Source organism: Salinivibrio kushneri, from assembly GCF_027286325.1.
Lineage (GTDB): Bacteria > Pseudomonadota > Gammaproteobacteria > Enterobacterales > Vibrionaceae > Salinivibrio > Salinivibrio kushneri_A.
This window is the reverse complement of record NZ_CP114588.1, coordinates 2,527,586-2,545,682: the sequence shown is the minus strand read 5'-3', so window position 1 is coordinate 2,545,682 and position 18,097 is coordinate 2,527,586. Positions and strand designations below refer to the sequence as shown.

The 18,097-nt window shown below is 51.1% G+C and carries 16 protein-coding genes and 4 tRNA genes; 17 read left to right on the top strand and 3 right to left on the bottom strand.

Going from position 1 to position 18,097, the window contains the following annotated elements; all coding sequences use genetic code 11:
* Positions 1-166: 166 nt before the first annotated feature.
* Complete coding sequence (gene asd / locus N8M53_RS11690; RefSeq protein ID WP_269578904.1) at positions 167-1,030, bottom strand: archaetidylserine decarboxylase; 864 nt, start codon at positions 1,028-1,030, stop codon at positions 167-169.
* 96 nt (positions 1,031-1,126) lie between these two features.
* Positions 1,127-2,179: a small ribosomal subunit biogenesis GTPase RsgA gene (rsgA, locus tag N8M53_RS11685; protein ID WP_269578903.1), complete on the bottom strand. Its 1,053-nt coding sequence runs from the start codon at positions 2,177-2,179 to the stop codon at positions 1,127-1,129.
* Positions 2,180-2,258: 79 nt separating this feature from the next.
* Between rsgA and orn the strand changes: the two genes are divergently transcribed.
* From orn to N8M53_RS11660, 5 genes are all read left to right on the top strand, one after another.
* Positions 2,259-2,804, top strand: coding sequence for an oligoribonuclease (gene orn / locus N8M53_RS11680; protein ID WP_269578902.1), 546 nt, complete (start codon positions 2,259-2,261; stop codon positions 2,802-2,804).
* A gap of 132 nt (positions 2,805-2,936) precedes the next feature.
* Positions 2,937-3,012, top strand: a tRNA-Gly gene (locus N8M53_RS11675).
* A gap of 37 nt (positions 3,013-3,049) precedes the next feature.
* Positions 3,050-3,125: transfer RNA gene (locus N8M53_RS11670), tRNA-Gly, on the top strand.
* A gap of 30 nt (positions 3,126-3,155) precedes the next feature.
* Positions 3,156-3,231: transfer RNA gene (locus N8M53_RS11665), tRNA-Gly, on the top strand.
* Between the two features lie 18 nt (positions 3,232-3,249).
* A tRNA-Gly gene (locus N8M53_RS11660) sits at positions 3,250-3,325 on the top strand.
* 469 nt (positions 3,326-3,794) lie between these two features.
* Here N8M53_RS11660 and queG read toward each other — a convergent pair.
* The gene (queG, locus tag N8M53_RS11655; protein ID WP_269580041.1) at positions 3,795-4,922 is read right to left on the bottom strand and encodes a tRNA epoxyqueuosine(34) reductase QueG; all 1,128 of its coding nucleotides are present in this window, start codon (positions 4,920-4,922) and stop codon (positions 3,795-3,797) included.
* An 80-nt stretch (positions 4,923-5,002) separates the two neighbouring features.
* Here queG and N8M53_RS11650 point away from each other — a divergent pair, with 80 nt between their 5' ends.
* From N8M53_RS11650 to motX, 12 genes are all read left to right on the top strand, one after another.
* Positions 5,003-6,475, top strand: a complete 1,473-nt coding sequence (locus N8M53_RS11650; protein WP_269578901.1) for an NAD(P)H-hydrate dehydratase — start codon at positions 5,003-5,005, stop codon at positions 6,473-6,475.
* Between the two features lie 68 nt (positions 6,476-6,543).
* Positions 6,544-7,014, top strand: coding sequence for a tRNA (adenosine(37)-N6)-threonylcarbamoyltransferase complex ATPase subunit type 1 TsaE (gene tsaE / locus N8M53_RS11645; protein WP_269578900.1), 471 nt, complete (start codon positions 6,544-6,546; stop codon positions 7,012-7,014).
* A 1-nt stretch (position 7,015) separates the two neighbouring features.
* Positions 7,016-8,704, top strand: a complete 1,689-nt coding sequence (locus N8M53_RS11640; RefSeq protein ID WP_269578899.1) for a LysM peptidoglycan-binding domain-containing protein — start codon at positions 7,016-7,018, stop codon at positions 8,702-8,704.
* A 1-nt stretch (position 8,705) separates the two neighbouring features.
* Positions 8,706-10,721, top strand: coding sequence for a DNA mismatch repair endonuclease MutL (mutL, locus tag N8M53_RS11635; protein ID WP_269578898.1), 2,016 nt, complete (start codon positions 8,706-8,708; stop codon positions 10,719-10,721).
* On the top strand, positions 10,714-11,655 hold the full coding sequence (miaA, locus tag N8M53_RS11630) for a tRNA (adenosine(37)-N6)-dimethylallyltransferase MiaA (protein WP_269578897.1): 942 nt from the start codon (positions 10,714-10,716) through the stop codon (positions 11,653-11,655). Before mutL ends, miaA begins: the two co-directional genes overlap by 8 nt.
* Positions 11,656-11,732: 77 nt before the next feature.
* Positions 11,733-12,011 (top strand): RNA chaperone Hfq, encoded by a 279-nt coding sequence (hfq, locus tag N8M53_RS11625; protein ID WP_046074381.1) that lies wholly within the window; start codon positions 11,733-11,735, stop codon positions 12,009-12,011.
* A 28-nt stretch (positions 12,012-12,039) separates the two neighbouring features.
* Positions 12,040-13,332: a ribosome rescue GTPase HflX gene (gene hflX, locus N8M53_RS11620; RefSeq protein WP_269578896.1), complete on the top strand. Its 1,293-nt coding sequence runs from the start codon at positions 12,040-12,042 to the stop codon at positions 13,330-13,332.
* A 49-nt stretch (positions 13,333-13,381) separates the two neighbouring features.
* Positions 13,382-14,542, top strand: coding sequence for an FtsH protease activity modulator HflK (gene hflK, locus N8M53_RS11615; protein ID WP_046074379.1), 1,161 nt, complete (start codon positions 13,382-13,384; stop codon positions 14,540-14,542).
* A gap of 2 nt (positions 14,543-14,544) precedes the next feature.
* Positions 14,545-15,435, top strand: coding sequence for a protease modulator HflC (gene hflC / locus N8M53_RS11610; protein WP_046074378.1), 891 nt, complete (start codon positions 14,545-14,547; stop codon positions 15,433-15,435).
* Positions 15,436-15,527: 92 nt separating this feature from the next.
* Positions 15,528-15,713 carry a DUF2065 domain-containing protein gene (locus N8M53_RS11605; RefSeq protein ID WP_420066590.1) on the top strand — a complete coding sequence of 62 codons (186 nt, stop codon included), beginning with the start codon at positions 15,528-15,530 and terminating at the stop codon, positions 15,711-15,713.
* A gap of 117 nt (positions 15,714-15,830) precedes the next feature.
* Positions 15,831-17,129, top strand: a complete 1,299-nt coding sequence (locus tag N8M53_RS11600; protein ID WP_269578895.1) for an adenylosuccinate synthase — start codon at positions 15,831-15,833, stop codon at positions 17,127-17,129.
* 204 nt (positions 17,130-17,333) lie between these two features.
* Positions 17,334-17,969, top strand: a complete 636-nt coding sequence (gene motX, locus N8M53_RS11595; RefSeq protein WP_077667688.1) for a flagellar protein MotX — start codon at positions 17,334-17,336, stop codon at positions 17,967-17,969.
* Positions 17,970-18,097: the final 128 nt, after the last annotated feature.

The following is an 18,097-nucleotide window of genomic DNA, read 5'->3' as shown; positions in this document are numbered from 1 at the left end:
CGTCTTAGACGCTAAGACCTGCGTGCGCCTTGTTCTCGCTAATGGAATATCCTTATCATACGGTGCTGCATCGACGATTAACGGGAAAAATCTCCGAATTTCGACACAAAAAAGGGGCTTAAATGCCCCTTATTTCACATTTTCCACCTTGGATGGGTGAGATGGGTTAGCGTTGGCGATGTGCGTAAGGTTGCCCGAGTCGTGTGGCTTCTCCAGGGTAAACGCAATCATCAAAATGTACCGCGCCTTTGGGAAATAGGTTAATCACGGTAGAGCCGAGCTTAAACCGACCCATTTCGTCACCTTGAGCAAAGTGAACCGCTTGTTCCCCTTCACTGGGGTATTGCCAGCGACGAATACTGCCGCCAGTGGGTGGGGTAACCGTACCTGCCCACGTGGTTTCGATACTACCGACAATGGTGGCGCCGACTAATATTTGCGCCATGGGACCAAATTCCGTATCGAAAACGCACACGACGCGCTCGTTACGAGCAAAGAGATTAGGCACGTTTTCTGCCGTCAATGGATTCACTGAAAATAAATCGCCAGGAATATAAACCATTTCTCGCAATATCCCGTCGCAAGGCATGTGGACGCGGTGATAGTCGCGAGGAGAAAGGTACAAGGTGGCAAATTCGCCTTGGTCAAATTTCGCCGCAAGGGTGTCATCTCCGCCCACTAACTCGGTCAGAGAGAAGCTATGGCCTTTCGCTTGAATCAAGCGGCCTTGATCGATGGCGCCAGCTTGGCTGACACAGGCATCTGCGGGAAAGACGAGTGTGTCGTCATCGCCTTCGATAGGGCGAAGTGCGGGCTTTAGCTCGCGGACGAAAAAATCGTTAAAGGTGCTATAGTAACTCGGATCGCTGACTTTCGCTTCGCTCATATCGACGTGGTATTGTTTGATAAACCACTTGATGACTGCAGTGGTTAACCAGCCACCTTTTAAGCTCGCAAGCTTGCCCATAAATCGGGTTAACGCATGTTTCGGCGTAAGATATTGTAGGCCGATTTTCAAATCGTCTCGCACAGTGTAGTCCTAACCAGTTATCGGATTGATGATGCAGCTGATGCGCACCTCTACTGGCGCGCAGTGTAGCGAATCTGTGGGCGAAGTGACAGCCGCTCAGTGTTGCTTATTGCGGGAGAACTGACGGTTGTCTTTGGCTTCTTTCATGCTCTCAATGATACGGTGATAGCTGTCAAAACGCTCGACACTAATATGTCCGTCTTCAACCGCTTGTCGCAGCAGGCAACCGGGATCATCTCCATGTTTGCAATCACGGAACTTACACCCACCCAAATAATCACGAAATTCGACAAAGCCATGGGCAATTTGTTCCGGCTCTAAATGCCATAAGCCAAATTCACGCACGCCCGGCGAGTCAATCAGATCGCCACCTTGGTCGAAATGATACAAACGTGCGGCGGTGGTCGTGTGTTGGCCTAGCCCTGAATTTTCCGATACCTGGTAGGTTTGGGCGTGCACGTCAGGGAGCAGGGTATTGACCAAGCTTGATTTACCGACGCCGGATTGGCCGACAAAGACGCTGACATGCTGGTCAAGATGTTGGGTTAAGGCTGACATGCCTTCGCCCGAGTCTGCGCTGACCATCACCACGGAATAACCTATCTCTCGATAGATATCGAGCAGTTCATCAACCATCTCCCGACCGTCTTCGTCCAATAAGTCAACTTTATTGACAGCAATCAGTGGCGCGATATCCAGTGCCTCACAGGCAATCAGATAACGGTCGATAATATTGAGTGACAATTCGGGTAAGATCGCGGCAACGATCACGACTTGATCAATGTTAGCGGCCACCGGCTTGACCCCATCGTAATAATCGGGACGAGTCAGCACAGAATCACGCTCACGGACGGCTTCTACTACCCCTGCAAATCCATCGAGGGTTTCTTTACCGGGTCGCCAGACCACTCGGTCGCCGGTGACTAAACTATGGACAGAGCGGCGTAGGTTGCACCTGTGCACTTTTCCTGTATCTGGGTCTTCGATATCGGCATGCTGGCCAAAGCGGGTGATAACGCGCCCTTCACGCGCAGATTCAAGCGCTGCATCTTCCCACTGCAGATCATTATCTTTGTCTTTGATCCGGCGCTGCTGGTTGGATCTAACCCGTCGTAGTTGACCCTTAGTTAGCTTTTTCTTTTTTGCCACGTTGACTCTTATCGGTTAAGTTGGCTTTCATATCAAGCACAGTATGATACATGGTTTATCGATAAAAAAGGCAAGTTCAATGGCGTTCAGTGAAAACAATTTAATCTGGATTGATCTGGAAATGACGGGGCTGGATCCGGATACACATAAGATCATTGAGATCGCGACAATTGTCACCGATGCACAGTTGAATATTCTGGCTGAGGGACCCGTGCTGGCGGTACATCAACCGCAAAGTGAGCTCGACAAAATGGATGATTGGTGCACGCGAACACACAGCCAGTCCGGCCTAGTAGCGCGCGTACAACAAAGTGATATTGATGAACAAACCGCCATTGAGCAAACCATCGCGTTCTTATCGCAATGGGTGCCGTCTGGCGCATCACCGATTTGCGGTAATAGTGTGGGGCAAGATCGACGCTTCCTGTATCGACACATGCCAGCACTCGAGCGCTATTTTCACTATCGCACCGTGGATGTCAGTACCTTGAAAGAATTAGTACGACGCTGGAAGCCTGAGATATTGAATGACTTTTCGAAGCAGGGGACGCACTTAGCGCTTGACGACATCCGAGAATCAATTGCAGAATTACGCTTCTATCGCGAGAGGATCTTAACGATCTGATGAGTCAGTCATCGATCTGGTGTTCTTTTGAGCGATTAAAAGAAAAAACCAAAATTTTGCTCGTCAGCACTTGCAACCCGGTTTTTTCTTCGTATAATTCGCAGCCCTAACGACGTGAAACGTCTGTTGAAAGCGACATTAGCTCAGCTGGTAGAGCGCAACCTTGCCAAGGTTGAGGTCACGAGTTCGAACCTCGTATGTCGCTCCAAATTAATGTCGATCTGAGATTGATCAGGTCGATCTAAGCGACACTAGCTCAGCTGGTAGAGCGCAACCTTGCCAAGGTTGAGGTCACGAGTTCGAACCTCGTGTGTCGCTCCAAATTAAAATGCGATGTAATGCATCAGCAATGCGACATTAGCTCAGCTGGTAGAGCGCAACCTTGCCAAGGTTGAGGTCACGAGTTCGAACCTCGTATGTCGCTCCAAACAACAATTCGGAATAAGCGACACTAGCTCAGCTGGTAGAGCGCAACCTTGCCAAGGTTGAGGTCACGGGTTCGAACCCCGTGTGTCGCTCCAATCACTTGGTTAACCACCAGTGTGGCGTTTAAGATAGCGCCATCTTTAATGCTGTGAAGCATCATTTCTTACACGAATCCCATCTGCCCATGCTTTCTCTGAAAGCGCATGGTGGCGCGGTTTTTACTCATACTGCACAGACTTATCCACAAGTGAAGTGTTGTGGATAAACCAGTTAATGGATTTGTTGCCGTGTATGGTTCTGGTTATCTTATCATCAGGCACGATATCTATGTTGCACATATGAAATAAACGCAAAAACACCATAAATGCTTGTAAAATAATAAAAATATAGGGTTTTCTTTCAGGTTAACTAACGCTTATCCACAGTGTTATGCACTTACGTGATCTTGCTCGCTTAATGCACCATCAATGTGTTTAACTATCAAAAAGCGCACCATAAATGCGCATTGCGTGACGGTTTTCCACATTATGTGAATAGTGTCATCTTTCCGCTTGTAAGCCTCGATTAAGCGTCACGAGGCAATCCTTTTTCTACGATGCGCACGAGACGACGCGTCCCTGTGGGTAACGGCTTGACATCAATACGCTGTCGTTTCTGCTCCTGCTCATTAAGTGCCCACTTTATGTGCTCGTCAACCAGATCATCCTCGCCGAGCCGCGCAGTGAGACAGTCAATAATGTCTTGATTGAATGGGGCATTGCCCATCGCAATAGCCAGGTTGCGCCGCCATTTTTGGATCCCAATGCGACGTATCGCCGATCCCTGTGTCAGCGATAAGAAAGTCTCCTCATCCCAATTGAACAGTGTGGTGAGTGGCTGTTGTTCAAGGCTGGGGCGACAATGAAAATCGGCCTCTAAGGTGATCTCGGCCTCACGGTTAAACGGACAAACTAGCTGGCAGTCATCGCAGCCATAGATGCGGTTGCCAATGGCATGGCGAAACTCTAGTGGGATCACGCCATCATATTCGATGGTGAGGTAGGAAATGCAGCGGCGTGCGTCGACCACGCCTTCAGCGACGATCGCTTGGGTTGGACAACTGGTCATGCAGGCCACGCATTTTCCACACTGATTCTCGACAGGCGTGTCGACAGGTAAAGGCAGATCCACCAATAACTCACCGAGGAAGAACCAGGATCCGGTTTCATCATTGAGGATCAGGGAGTGTTTGCCTGTCCAGCCCAATCCTGCCTTTTCCGCTAAAGGACGCTCAAGTATTGGTGCGGAGTCGACGAAAGGACGGTAGCCATAGGCGCCTACTTCATGCTCGATTTGTTGCCCAAGTTTTTTTAAGCGATTGCGGATCAGCTTATGGTAGTCACGTCCCAGCGAGTAACGACTCACATATCCTAGATCAGGGTTTGCCAGTGTTTGGGCAAAACCTGCATTGGGGGGTAAGTAGTTCATCCGCACACTGATCACGCGTACCGTGCCGGGTACTAATTCGTCCGGTCGGGCGCGCATCATGCCATGTCTGGCCATCCACGCCATCTCACCGTGATACCCGTTGTCTAGCCAACGTTGCAATTGCGCTTCATGTTGCTTGAGATCAACATCCGTGATCCCCACCTGCTGGAAGCCTAGCGCTTGCCCCCATTGCTTGATACGTTGGGCGAGGTGATCGAAATCAATGGATGCATCGGACTTGGGTTGCGACATAGCGGTAGATCCTGAGGCCTTGGGTGGTGCAGAACAATCAATGGAGGCACTTAATGGCGACAAGTTTACCACAGAGTTTCTATCGCGCAGAGCAAGTTCGTGAAGGCGAGCAAGCTGTTGCGCAAGCGTTGTCTATCCCCATGTATCAATTAATGTTAAGAGCGGGGCAGTCGGTGTTTGATAGCATCAACCAGTATTACCCCAATGCTGCGAGGCTGCTAATTGTATGTGGCGCTGGTAATAACGCGGGTGATGGCTATGTGATCGCCCGGCTTGCTAAATCTGCTGGGTTAAGTGTCACTGTGTGGTCGCTAGTGACACCAAGCCAACTCGAGGGTGATGCGGCGACCGCTTGGCAAGAGTGGCAAGATTGTGGTGGTAGCTATGTTGAGCAACAACCGACCATAAGCCAGTTTGATGTGGTCGTCGATGCTATTTTAGGTACCGGATTATCGCGTGTCGTAGAGGGGGCGTTTGCTCAGGCGATCAGCGCCATCAACCTCGCGGACGTACCTGTGGTTGCGGTAGATATTCCCTCTGGGCTTTGTGCCAATAGTGGCTGCGTGAAAGGCGTAGCCATTGATGCGGATATGACCGTCACCTTAATTGCGCTCAAACAAGGACTGCTGACCGGTCAAGCGGTTGCCCATCGCGGTGAATTATTGTTTGCGGGTTTGAACGTGGCAACAGCGTTCGCGCGTCAATGTACACCCGCCGGCTATCTTGTCCGCGATGACTGGATTGAACAGCATTTACCAAAGCGTGCGCGTAGTGCACACAAAGGCCAGTTCGGGCGCGTACTGTGCTTAGGCGGCGATCAAGGTATGGCAGGCGCGGTGACCTTGTCGGCACAAGCAGCGTTAAGGACCGGTGCCGGGCTTGTCAAAGTGGTGACGCAAAAAGCGCATACGTTGATGCTGGTCACCCGTCAGCCTGAGCTGATGACACAAGATTGGGCGCCAGGTCAATCACTCAGCGAGACGCTAGCGTGGGCAACACATTTAGTCATTGGCCCGGGACTCGGTCAGAGTGCATGGTCCGACGCGCTATGGAATATTGTCGTGAATGCCCGAAGCCCCAAGGTAATTGATGCCGATGGCCTCAATAAGTTAGCGCGGCAGCCACAACACCGTGATGACTGGATCCTGACGCCTCATCCTGGTGAGGCCGCACGATTATTAGGTTGTGACACGAAAGATGTGGAACTTGACCGTTTTGCTGCCGTCAAAGCGATACACACGCGTTATGGTGGCGTTGCCGTACTTAAAGGAGCGGGAACAATCGTATATGATGGCACAAATTATGCCGTTGCTAATGTCGGCAACCCTGGCATGGCGTCAGGGGGAATGGGCGATGTGTTATCTGGTGTAATAGGCAGTCTTCTTGCGCAAGGCGTAGACTTATTTCCTGCCGCGGCTCTGGGGTGCTATCTTCATGGTAAAGCGGGCGACAAGGCGGCCGAGGCAGGTGAACGGGGATTATTGGCCAGCGATCTATTCCCCTATTTGCAGCAACTAGTTGATTAACGTACTGGGATGGCAAAGGCCGCCCAGGTGCGACAAATACCCATATAAAGATGAGATCCCGTTGTAGTATGACCCAGACTTTTATCACCTCGTTAACTGATGCCGATCGTACCGTGGCCTTTGGTGCCGCACTTGCCCGGGCGTGTACGCAAAGTACCACTTGTTACTTGCACGGTGATCTTGGCGCCGGCAAAACCACGTTCTGCCGCGGCTTTGTGCAAGCAATGGGACATACTGGTAATGTGAAAAGCCCTACCTATACGCTCGTAGAGCCTTACCAGTTAACGCCATGGCAGGTTTATCATTTTGACCTTTACCGGTTGGGTGATCCGGAAGAGCTGGAGTTTATGGGGATCCGTGATTATTTTAATGATCAAGCGCTTTGCTTGATTGAATGGCCGGAAAAAGGCCAAGGCTGGTTACCGCGCGCCGATCTAGACATTACTCTGCGCTATGAAGGTGAGCAACGAGAACTGGTTATTAACGCGAATACCCGCGTTGGGATCGCAATTATCGACCGTCTAGAATGGGAAGACTAGCATGATGTGGCAGCGGCTTTGCATCTTGATGATCGCCAGTTTGTTGAGTGCAACAAGTTGGGCCAATAAGATTGAAAATATTCGGGTATGGCCCGCCCCCAATGAGACACGGGTGGTGGTTGATCTTGAAGATAAACCGGATTTTAGCTATTTCTCTCTGTCACGCCCCGATCGGCTGGTGGTTGATTTAAAGCAAAGCCAGCTGGCGACGCGTTTGCCTAAGCCGGTCAAGGGCAGCGACATTCTGAGTAAGATCCGTAAAAGTAGCCCGCCAGAAGCATCGACCTACCGGCTAGTCTTTGAATTAAAAGACGGTGCCAAGCCGCATATCTTCTCGCTCGCGCCCGGTGGTGAGTACGGCCATCGTCTGGTCGTCGACTTGCCCCACCCAAAGAAGGTGGATAAAAACAAACCCGAATTGTCTGTTGCTGAAAAGAAGCGGCGTGAGACGGTGGCTGCATTGCCTTTTGGCACTGAGGATATCGTGGTGGCCATTGATGCCGGACACGGCGGTAACGATCCCGGCGCGGTGGGGCCGAGCCGCAAATTTGAAAAATATGTCACGCTCTCCATCGCTAAGCAAGCGGCGGCGCGTATTAACGCTGTTCCCGGCATGCGTGCGGTCTTAACCCGTACGGGCGATTATTTTGTCGACTTGAACCGTCGTTCCGAAATTGCACGTAAACACAAAGCCCATTTATTGGTCTCGGTGCACGCGGATGGCTTCCATAAACCACAGCCTCGAGGCGCGTCAGTATGGGTACTTTCTCGTCGCCGTGCGAACAGTGAAATTGGTCGTTGGATAGAAAAACACGAAGAGCAATCCAACTTGTTGGGTGGGGGCTCTTTGCTGGCTCAGAATAATGAAGACGAGTATTTAAGTCGTGCGGTGTTGGATTTGCAGTTTAGTAACTCGCAAAAGGAAGGCTTTAATGTCGCGAAACGCGTACTAAAGGAGCTCGGCAAAGTCACCAAGTTACATAAATCGAGTCCAGAGCACGCTAGCCTTGCCGTATTAAAATCACCAGACATACCGTCTTTGCTCGTCGAAGTTGGCTTTATCTCTAATCCACAAGAAGAACGCCTGCTATTTCAGCGTGATCATCAGCGCCGGCTCGCGGATGCGGTCTATCATGGTATTCGCAATTATTTTGAGCGCTTCCCGCCGGATGGCACCTTGTTTGCTGCGCGCAAAAACGGGGTAAAACACAAAGTCAGTGCCGGTCAGTCACTGTCGGTCATTGCCAAAAAATATAAGAGTTCCGTCGCCGCGATAAAATCGGCGAATGGATTAACCTCCAATACCTTACGGGTTGGCCAAGTGTTATCGATCCCCAATGTTGATGTCGCTAAATTAGCAGGCAAGACCAGCAAAACGACGTCAACGCGTACGCTGACGCACACCGTGAGTCGCGGAGAGTTTCTTGGCAAAATTGCCGAGCACTACCAAGTCTCGGTGGCGACGTTGCGCCGCGCGAATAACTTGAAGTCTGACACGCTCTGGGTGGGGCAAAAGCTAAAAGTGCCGGGCGCGACATCACCAGCGGTGAAGCACAAGGTAAAACGCGGTGAATACCTTGGCAAAATTGCCAGCAATTACGGGGTGACCATTGAAAGCCTCCGCCGCGCCAATGAATTACGCTCTGATACGCTGGCGGTCGGACAAACCTTGATCATCCCAGGAAGCTGATATGGCGATTGAGATTTTACCCGCGCGCCTAGCCAACCAGATTGCAGCAGGTGAAGTGGTCGAGCGTCCCGCCTCGGTGGTGAAAGAGCTGGTAGAAAACAGCATTGATGCGGGGGCGACCCGTATTGATGTGGATATTGAAAAAGGGGGAAGCAAGCTGATCCGTGTGCGTGATAACGGGTGTGGGATCAGTAAAGCGGATCTGCAGCTCGCCCTCAGTCGACACGCTACGTCTAAGATCCACAGCCTTGATGACCTTGAGGCGATCATGAGCCTTGGCTTTCGTGGTGAGGCGCTAGCCAGTGTGAGCTCGGTATCACGCCTAACCATCACTTCGCGTCCTGCTGAGCAGCAAGAAGCATGGTCGGCGTTTGCCGAGGGGCGAGAGATGGCGGTGAATGTAAAACCCGCCGCCCATCCGGTTGGCTGTACCGTTGAAGTGGTAGACTTATTCTTTAATACCCCAGCGCGGCGCAAATTTTTACGGACCGACAAAACCGAATTTGGCCACATTGATGAGCTATTACGCCGCATTGCATTGAGCCGGTTTGATATCACCATCAATCTACGCCACAACGGCACGCAAGTGCGCCAATATCGACGTGTACCAGAAAATGGCGATCCACTGCGTCGCGTCAAGGCGATTTGTGGGCAAAAATTTGTTGAGCATGCGTTGCGGATTGACTTACATCATCACGACATGGCACTGACCGGCTGGATTTGCACACCGGAAGGGGCTCGACAGCAAAACGATATGCAGCATTGTTTTGTTAATCAGCGAATGATGAAAGATAAGCTGATTAACCACGCCATTCGTCAAGGGTATGAACAAAGCCTTGCGCACGATCAGTACGCCGCGTTTGTGTTGTATATCGATGTCGACCCGCATCAAGTCGATGTCAATGTGCACCCCGCCAAACACGAAGTCCGGTTTCATCAGGCACGCCTGGTCCATGATTTTATCTATCAAGCTATTTATGATGGTTTACAACAAGCGGCATTGTCAGCTGAAAATGGCGTGGATCCCGATACGGGAGAAATAAGAGAAGCGGTAACCTACCAGCCGCGCGCCTCTGCGACCGCCAAACCCAACCCTTACCAACAAGCTGTTGACGCGTTTCCTGATTACCCGGGTAAACGCGAAGGCGGCGGTTCATCACTGACGACCTCGTCGCGTGATACGGCATCGTATAAGCACGACGCCAGTGACAGCTCACACCGTGGCCGCTCCTCTCACGGTTCAGAGTGGGCAGGTAGACCAGCTGCGCCCTCAAGCCCTCCTTCAAAGCAAGCGACGCAAGCGTATCAAGCGTTGATGACGCCCCAGTCTGATGCAGGCACTGACCTTGGTGGTGCTATGCAAAGAAGCGCGACAACGTTATCGCATTTTGAAAGTATCCCAGCAACGCTCGATACCGTCTCAACAACGGAGTGCACGGGCCAGTCTGGACTAGGCAAGGTGCTTGCAGTGGTTGAGCAGCACTATGTGCTGATGTCTTGGGGCGAGGGGTTATGGTTAGTCGATCATCACCGGTTAGAGTGCTGGCGCCATCAAGGTGCGCTTCAACCCGCTCTGGGTGAAGGGCTAGTCACTCAACCTCTATTGATCCCACAACGGTTATCTGCCTCTGAAGAAGAGTGTCAGCGCGTGATCCAGTATCAGGCGTTACTTGGTCAGTTTGGTATTCATATTCGCCCTAAAGGGCAGCAATTGATGGTGATGTCAGTCTGTCAGCCACTACGCCAACATAACTTGCAAGCATTTATACCTGCACTGCTGGATTTTTTGGGTGGGTTAGACCCCGACCAATCCCACACGGATCACAGCGCGAGTATGTGCAGTTGGCTGGCAAAGCAGTTGACAGTAGCATCGGATCCAGTCAGCCTTGCGCAAGCGGTACAAACCGTATCGGACATTGAACAATATTGGCAGGGGGATGCGTTAGAAAAGGGCCGTCAGCGCTACTTTAAACGCCTCGACCTGACCTCAGTGATAGAAGCATTACAGCATGACTAATCCGCTGCCTAAAGCGATTTTTTTAATGGGGCCGACTGCATCCGGGAAAACGGATTTGGCCATTGCAATACGCCAGACCTTGCCAGTGGAAATCATTAGTGTTGATTCGGCACTGATTTATCGCGGGATGGATATTGGTACTGCTAAGCCAACAGCGGAGGAATTAGCGCAAGCGCCACATCGTTTGATCGACATTCGTGATCCGTCTGAAGCCTACTCGGCGGCAGACTTTCGTGACGATGCGCTCACAGAAATGGCGCGGATCGTCGCGGATGGCAAGATCCCACTGTTGGTGGGAGGCACCATGCTGTATTTTAAAGCATTGCTAGAAGGGCTATCACCGTTGCCTAGTGCGGATCCTGACATCCGTGAAGCGTTAGAAAACGAGGCGCAGCAGCATGGGTGGGAAGCATTACATGCTCAGTTGTGTGAGGTTGATCCCGTGTCGGGGGCGCGGATCCATCCTAACGATCCTCAGCGAATTACGCGGGCGTTAGAAGTCTATCGGATCAGTGGCCAGACCCTAACAGCATTGACAGAAAAAAAAGGTGAACCTTTGCCGTATCAGGTACACCAATTTGCAATAGCGCCTCAGGATCGAGGCGAATTGCATCGCCGCATCGAGCTTCGTTTCGACAAAATGATCGACGCGGGGTTTGAAAAAGAGGTACGGACGTTATACGAACGAGACGATCTGCATGTCGATCTGCCCTCGATTCGTTGTGTCGGCTACCGCCAGATGTGGGATTATTTGGCCGGACGTTGCACCCATGATGAAGCCGTTTACCGTGGGATTTGCGCGACGCGCCAGTTAGCCAAGCGTCAGATAACCTGGCTAAGAGGCTGGGATAATGTGACTTGGCTTGATAGCGACACACCGTCGCTGTCTTTACAAACGGTGACAAAAGCGTTGACAGCAGGGACGGAAACTTGATGTATACTGTCACTGACAAGGACGCTGCTTAACCGCGACAATTGACTACAATTACAAACAAATAAGGAAAAGAAATAATGGCTAAGGGGCAATCATTACAAGACCCATTCCTGAACGCGTTACGTCGTGAACGCATTCCTGTCTCCATTTACTTAGTAAATGGTATTAAGTTGCAAGGCCAAATTGAATCGTTTGATCAGTTCGTGATCCTGCTAAAAAATACGGTTAATCAAATGGTGTACAAGCACGCGATTTCAACCGTTGTGCCGGCACGTGCTGTAAGCCACCACAACAATAACCAAGGGGCTGGTGAGCGTCCACAGGGCGAGCGTCAGCAAGAAAAACCTGAGGAATAAAGCATTCTATTGCTAAGGAGTCTATCGCTTGTTTGACCGTTACGAGGCCGGTGAACAGGCTGTACTCGTTCATATAAACTTTACCCATGATGGCGAGTGGGATGATCTCAGCGAATTTCAAATGCTGGTGTCATCCTCGGGTGTCGATGCCTTGCAAGTTGTTGTCGGCAGCCGTCAGTCCCCTCATCCCAAATATTTTGTTGGAGAGGGCAAAGCCCAAGAAATAGCAGATACTGTGCAACAAGTCGGCGCGGACATTGTGATTTTTAATCACACCTTATCCGCGGCCCAAGAGCGCAACCTAGAACAGCGATTTAAATGCCGAGTATTAGACCGAACCGGATTGATCCTCGATATTTTTGCCCAGCGTGCGCGTACGCATGAGGGTAAGTTACAAGTTGAGCTCGCACAGTTACGCCACTTATCTACCCGGCTGGTGCGAGGCTGGACTCACCTTGAGCGTCAAAAAGGCGGGATTGGCTTGCGTGGCCCGGGTGAAACACAGTTAGAAACAGACCGTCGCTTAGTGCGTGATCGGGTGAAAGCGATTTTAAAGCGACTGGATAAGGTTGCGAAGCAGCGTGAACAAGGGCGACGCGCTCGGGCACGGGCGGAAGTACCGACTGTGTCATTGGTGGGGTATACCAATGCGGGCAAATCAACCTTGTTTAATCGGATCACCGAAGCGGGGGTATATTCGGCCGATCAGCTGTTTGCCACCTTGGATCCGACCTTACGCCGTATTGAAGTGGACGATGTGGGTACCGCGATATTGGCGGATACCGTCGGCTTTATTCGTCACTTACCGCATGACTTGGTCGCGGCATTTAAAGCAACGCTTCAAGAAACCCAAGAAGCGAGCTTGCTACTACACGTGGTCGATGCCAGTGATGAACGCTTTGGTGAAAACATTGAAGCGGTCAACAGTGTGTTAGATGAAATCGATGCGGCAGATGTGCCTCATCTTATCATTATGAACAAAATAGATAGTCTGGATCAGGCTGAACCTCGTATTGAACGGGACGAAGAGGGCGTTCCGAGAGCAGTATGGGTGTCAGCGTTGTCTGGTCAAGGTATCGCGCTCATATTTGAAGCCCTTACTGAGCGTTTATCTGGCACCATGGTGCGGCATCAATTACGGCTGCCACCTAGTATGGCTGGGCGAATGCAAAGTAAATTTCACCAGATGCGATGCGTTATCAGTGAAGAATACCAAGATGATGGGCATCTGTTAGTCGATGTCAGGCTGCCACAAACGGACTGGTATCGGTTAGAAAAAAGAGAAGGCAACCAACTCGGCGACTTTATCGTCAGTGATTAGGCTGCTAGAGTAAAAAATTATCGTCAGATCAATTTGATGGAGTGCGCGAATGGCGTGGAATGAGCCAGGAAACAATGGCGGTCCCGACAAAGACCCCTGGGGGAATCGTGGAGGCCGTAATCAAGGGCCACCGGATCTTGATGAATTGTTTAACAAACTAAGCCGCAAACTGGGTGGCTTAGGTGGCCGCAAAGGTAAAGGACCATCGTTCGGCGGTGGCATGGCAGGGCTAGGCGTTCTCGCGCTGGTAGGTATCATTGTCTGGGGTATTTCCGGGTTCTATACCATCGGGGAAGCTCAGCGTGGTGTGGTTCTGCGGTTTGGTCAGTATGATCGTATCGTTCAACCGGGCCTTAACTGGAAGCCAACCTTTGTGGATACGGTAAGCACGGTAGATGTGGAGTCGATTCGTTCGCTCAACAGCTCTGGCCTGATGCTGACTAAAGATGAAAACGTCGTCAATGTAGAGATGGACGTTCAGTACCGCGTGATGGATCCACAGCAATATCTTTATAGCGTGACCAATGCAGATGACAGCTTGCGTCAAGCAACCGATTCAGCATTGCGTGCGGTCGTCGGTGACTCTTTGATGGATGACATCATCACCCGTGGCCGTCAAGAAGTGCGTGAGCGCACTCAGGTTGAGCTGAACGAAATCATCGACAAGTACGACATGGGCTTGCTGGTGGTTGACGTCAACTTCCAATATGCACGTCCACCAGAGCAAGTAAAAGACGCCTTTGATGATGCGATTGCAGCGCGAGAGGATGAGGCCCGCTTTATCCGTGAAGCCGAAGCGTATCGTAATGATGTGTTGCCGAAAGCAACGGGTCGTGCTGAAACGCTGAAAAAAGCGGCATTGGGTTACAAAGAGCGTACCGTTAACGAAGCAGAGGGTGAAGTCTCTCAATTTGAGAAACTCTTGCCTGAGTATCGTGATGCACCCCGTGTGACGCGTAACCGGCTATACATCCAGACCATGGAAGAAGTGTACAGCAATACGAGTAAGGTGATGGTGGATTCGCAAAGCGGAAACAGCAACCTGATGTATCTCCCACTGGATAAGCTAATGGGAGGCGCAGCCGTTGGCGCTAACCAGCGTAAAGAAACGTCGAGCAGCCAATATGGTATTGAGCTTGAGCAAAGCTCACAGCCTCAACAGCAAGAGTCGGCGCCGCGTTCTGGTTCATCACGAGAAGGGAGATACTAAGCATGCGTAAGATGATGATCCCAGTTGTCGTCCTAGCGGCAGTGGTCTTTTTGATGTCGATCTTCGTGGTGAGTGAAGGTGAGCGTAGCATTGTGATCCGCTTTGGACGTGTGCTTAAAGCGGATAACGATGTGGCGAAAATCTATCAGCCCGGTCTGCACTTCAAGCTGCCGTTGTTTGATCGCGTTAAGACGTTGGATGCCCGCATTCAAACGATGGATGACCGCGCTGACCGCTTTGTTACCGCTGAGAAAAAAGACGTTATTATCGACTCGTACGTCAAATGGCGTATTAAAGACTTTGGCCAGTACTATCTGTCCACGGGGGGCGGTAATAAACTGACGGCTGAATCTCTGTTGCAACGTCGTGTCGCTGATGGGCTGCGTGCCGAAATTGGTAACAAGACCATCAAAGAGATTGTGTCTGAAAAGCGTGATCAAGTGATGAAAAGTGTCCTTGAGCGTGCGGCCAGCGAGGGCTCGCGTGATTTGGGGATTGAGTTAATTGATTTACGTATCAAGCGTATCAACTTGCCGAGCGAAATCAGTGAGTCGATTTATGCGCGTATGCGCGCTGAGCGTGAGGCCGTAGCCCGTCGCCATCGTGCACAGGGTCGCGAGCAAGCGGAAATCATTCGTGCACAAGCTGAGCTCGAAGTGGCGACGATTCTGTCTAAGGCAGAGCGTCAAGCAAGGATCACCCGAGGTGAAGCGGATGCGGAAGTGGCGAAGCTGTTTGCCAGTGCTTTCAAGAAAGAGCCTGAATTTTATAGCTTTGTTCGCTCGCTACAAGCGTATCGCAAGAGCTTTAACAGCAAGAGTGATATGCTCGTCGTGGATCCGAAGAGTGATTTCTTCAAATACATGAAGCAACCTGAAGCGATAGAAAAGTAAATCGTTAAGTGAGCTATCTCGTTTGAAAGACAAGGCCCAGGCCTTGTCTTTTTTTATCTCGCAACGCCATGTTTATGTAGCTGGAGGTCATTATGGATAGCGTGTGGGGCGCGTTAGCACTGGTGTTAGTGGTAGAGGGGTTAGGGCCGATGTTATTGCCCAAACAGTGGCGACAAATGGTCATGGCTTTAGGTGAGCAGTCTGACACGCAGTTGCGGCGTATTGGTGGCTGCTTAGTGGTGATTGGGAGTGTGCTGGCTTACCAATTTTTAGCTTAACACTCCGCAACCTAGCACCGAGCAGGTGAGTGAAAATGTCAATACGGTTAAAAAATGACTGCAACCGAGTTTTTAAGGTGCTAGAATCCATTTTTAACTAGCTGCATATCGAAGAAGATGGGTAATAACGTAGTCGTTCTCGGCACCCAATGGGGTGACGAAGGTAAGGGAAAGATCGTTGATCTTTTGACTGAAGATGCAAAATACGTGGTTCGCTACCAAGGCGGTCACAACGCAGGTCATACTCTTGTCATTGACGGTGAAAAGACCGTCCTACACTTGATTCCTTCTGGTATCCTCCGCAACAACGTTAAATGTATTATCGGCAACGGTGTGGTGCTATCTCCAGACGCTTTGCTGAAAGAAATGGGTGAGCTAGAAGCACGTGGTGTGCCTGTGCGTGAGCGCCTATTCCTGTCAGAAGCGTGTCCTCTGATCCTGCCTTATCACATCGCACTAGATGCGGCACGTGAGCAAGCACGCGGTAAGAAAGCTATCGGTACCACGGGGCGTGGTATTGGTCCTGCGTACGAAGACAAGGTAGCACGTCGTGGCCTACGCGTTGGCGACTTGTTTGACAAAGAAGCCTTTGCTGAAAAGCTCAAAGAAGTGATGGAGTTCCACAACTTCCAGCTTGAGCATTTCTACAAAACCGAGCCAGTCAGCTACGAAGAGACCTTGGCGAAAGTCATGGAGCAAGCGGACATCCTCACCGGTATGGTGATGGACGTGACCCAAGAGCTGGATGATGCCCGCAAACGTGGTGACAAAATCATGTTTGAAGGCGCGCAAGGCACTTTGCTTGATATCGATCACGGCACCTATCCGTATGTGACCTCATCGAACACCACCGCAGGCGGTGTAGCGGCAGGCTCTGGCTTTGGCCCGCGTCATCTTGGCTATGTGTTGGGGATTGCTAAAGCCTACTGCACCCGCGTAGGGGCAGGCCCATTCCCGACTGAGCTGGATGATGAGATTGGCATGCACCTTGGTACCAAGGGCGCTGAGTTCGGCGCAACCACGGGCCGTAAGCGTCGTTGTGGTTGGTTTGATGCGGTGGCAATGCGTCGTGCCGTACAGATTAACTCGGTATCGGGTTTCTGCTTAACCAAGCTTGACGTGATGGACGGTTTGGAAGAAATCAAAATCTGCACCGGTTACAAGATGGCAGACGGTTCAACGGTTGAGGTTTCTCCATTGGCCGCTGACGCGTATGAGAACATCGAGCCTATCTATGAAAGCATGCCTGGCTGGAGTGAAAACACCTTTGGGGTGAAATCTCTCGACGAACTGCCGCAAGCTGCGCTCGATTACATCAAGCGTATCGAAGAGTTGACTGGTGTGCCCATCGATGTGGTCTCGACCGGTCCAGACCGGAACGAAACCATTATCAAAGTGCACCCTTTTAATAGTTAAGCACGTGAGTTCGTTTTGATAACAAAGGCCAGCGTTGATCGCTGGCTTTTTTAATAGTTTGGTATGGAGTTGGAAGCCAAATCGCGTGAAAGCGGAAAAAACTTGCCGCCTTTGCTAAAGTCAGTATGCAAGGTGCCGATACAAAAAAGCACACGGCGAGCGTGCGCGTTGCTGTTGGGTTTCTTGGTTGAATAGCGAGTAGGCATGAAGTTTCGAACGCTGATTTTTTCACTTTCTCTGACGGCAGCGACGCTGACGACAGCAACGGCCCGCGCGGACGTCGGGGCGGCTGTGCCATTATATGAAGAAAGTGAGCTTATCACGCTGTTTGAAACCAACTCTCACCTTGAGCGCGTCAAACAAGACGAATGCCAGCTCGTGCAAGACATCGAAGCCCGTGCCACCCGTGTGGGGTCTCCTGCCTATGAATTTTTGTACGGTGATATGCTGGCGTGGGGTGTGTGTGTGGATCAAGACGCGGATCTCGGTGTTTACTACATGAAGCAAGCGGCGCAGCAAGGGCTGCCCGCCGCGCTAGAGCAAATTGGGCGTTACTACGCCAATGGCACCCTGGTCCAACAGGATCAACGCCGAGCGATTCCTTACCTTCGTGAAGCCGCGTCGCTGGGTGATACACGTGCGCGGATCCAACTGGCTGAGTTGTTAGTGGACGATGTTGGCTCGCCACTTGATTATGAAGACGCTTATCGCTGGCTATATCAAACCATCACTGCAGATTCTCGCACTCGTAACCGTATTTCAGAGCTTCGTGCCGCACTTGAAGCACGGATGCCACAGAATATTATCGCCCGTGCCAAACGCCGGACCAGTTATTGGTGACCGTGAGAGGCGTCAGTAGGCGACTTTATGCGCAAAATCCGTTACACTCCCTATACACATCTGTTCCCAATCTGATTTGATATGGCCTAGGTGCCATGCTCCTCTCGTAGCCTGCAAGCAAGGCGCTG

Coding starts and splice junctions, on each gene's coding strand:
- orn (WP_269578902.1), top strand. CDS start 2,259: ATGGCGTTCAGTGAAAACAATTTAATCTGGATTGATCTGGAAATGACG.
- motX (WP_077667688.1), top strand. CDS start 17,334: ATGAAGTTTCGAACGCTGATTTTTTCACTTTCTCTGACGGCAGCGACG.
- N8M53_RS11640 (WP_269578899.1), top strand. CDS start 7,016: ATGATGTGGCAGCGGCTTTGCATCTTGATGATCGCCAGTTTGTTGAGT.
- hflK (WP_046074379.1), top strand. CDS start 13,382: ATGGCGTGGAATGAGCCAGGAAACAATGGCGGTCCCGACAAAGACCCC.
- miaA (WP_269578897.1), top strand. CDS start 10,714: ATGACTAATCCGCTGCCTAAAGCGATTTTTTTAATGGGGCCGACTGCA.
- hflC (WP_046074378.1), top strand. CDS start 14,545: ATGCGTAAGATGATGATCCCAGTTGTCGTCCTAGCGGCAGTGGTCTTT.
- N8M53_RS11650 (WP_269578901.1), top strand. CDS start 5,003: ATGGCGACAAGTTTACCACAGAGTTTCTATCGCGCAGAGCAAGTTCGT.
- N8M53_RS11600 (WP_269578895.1), top strand. CDS start 15,831: ATGGGTAATAACGTAGTCGTTCTCGGCACCCAATGGGGTGACGAAGGT.
- N8M53_RS11605 (WP_420066590.1), top strand. CDS start 15,528: ATGGATAGCGTGTGGGGCGCGTTAGCACTGGTGTTAGTGGTAGAGGGG.
- tsaE (WP_269578900.1), top strand. CDS start 6,544: ATGACCCAGACTTTTATCACCTCGTTAACTGATGCCGATCGTACCGTG.
- hfq (WP_046074381.1), top strand. CDS start 11,733: ATGGCTAAGGGGCAATCATTACAAGACCCATTCCTGAACGCGTTACGT.
- mutL (WP_269578898.1), top strand. CDS start 8,706: ATGGCGATTGAGATTTTACCCGCGCGCCTAGCCAACCAGATTGCAGCA.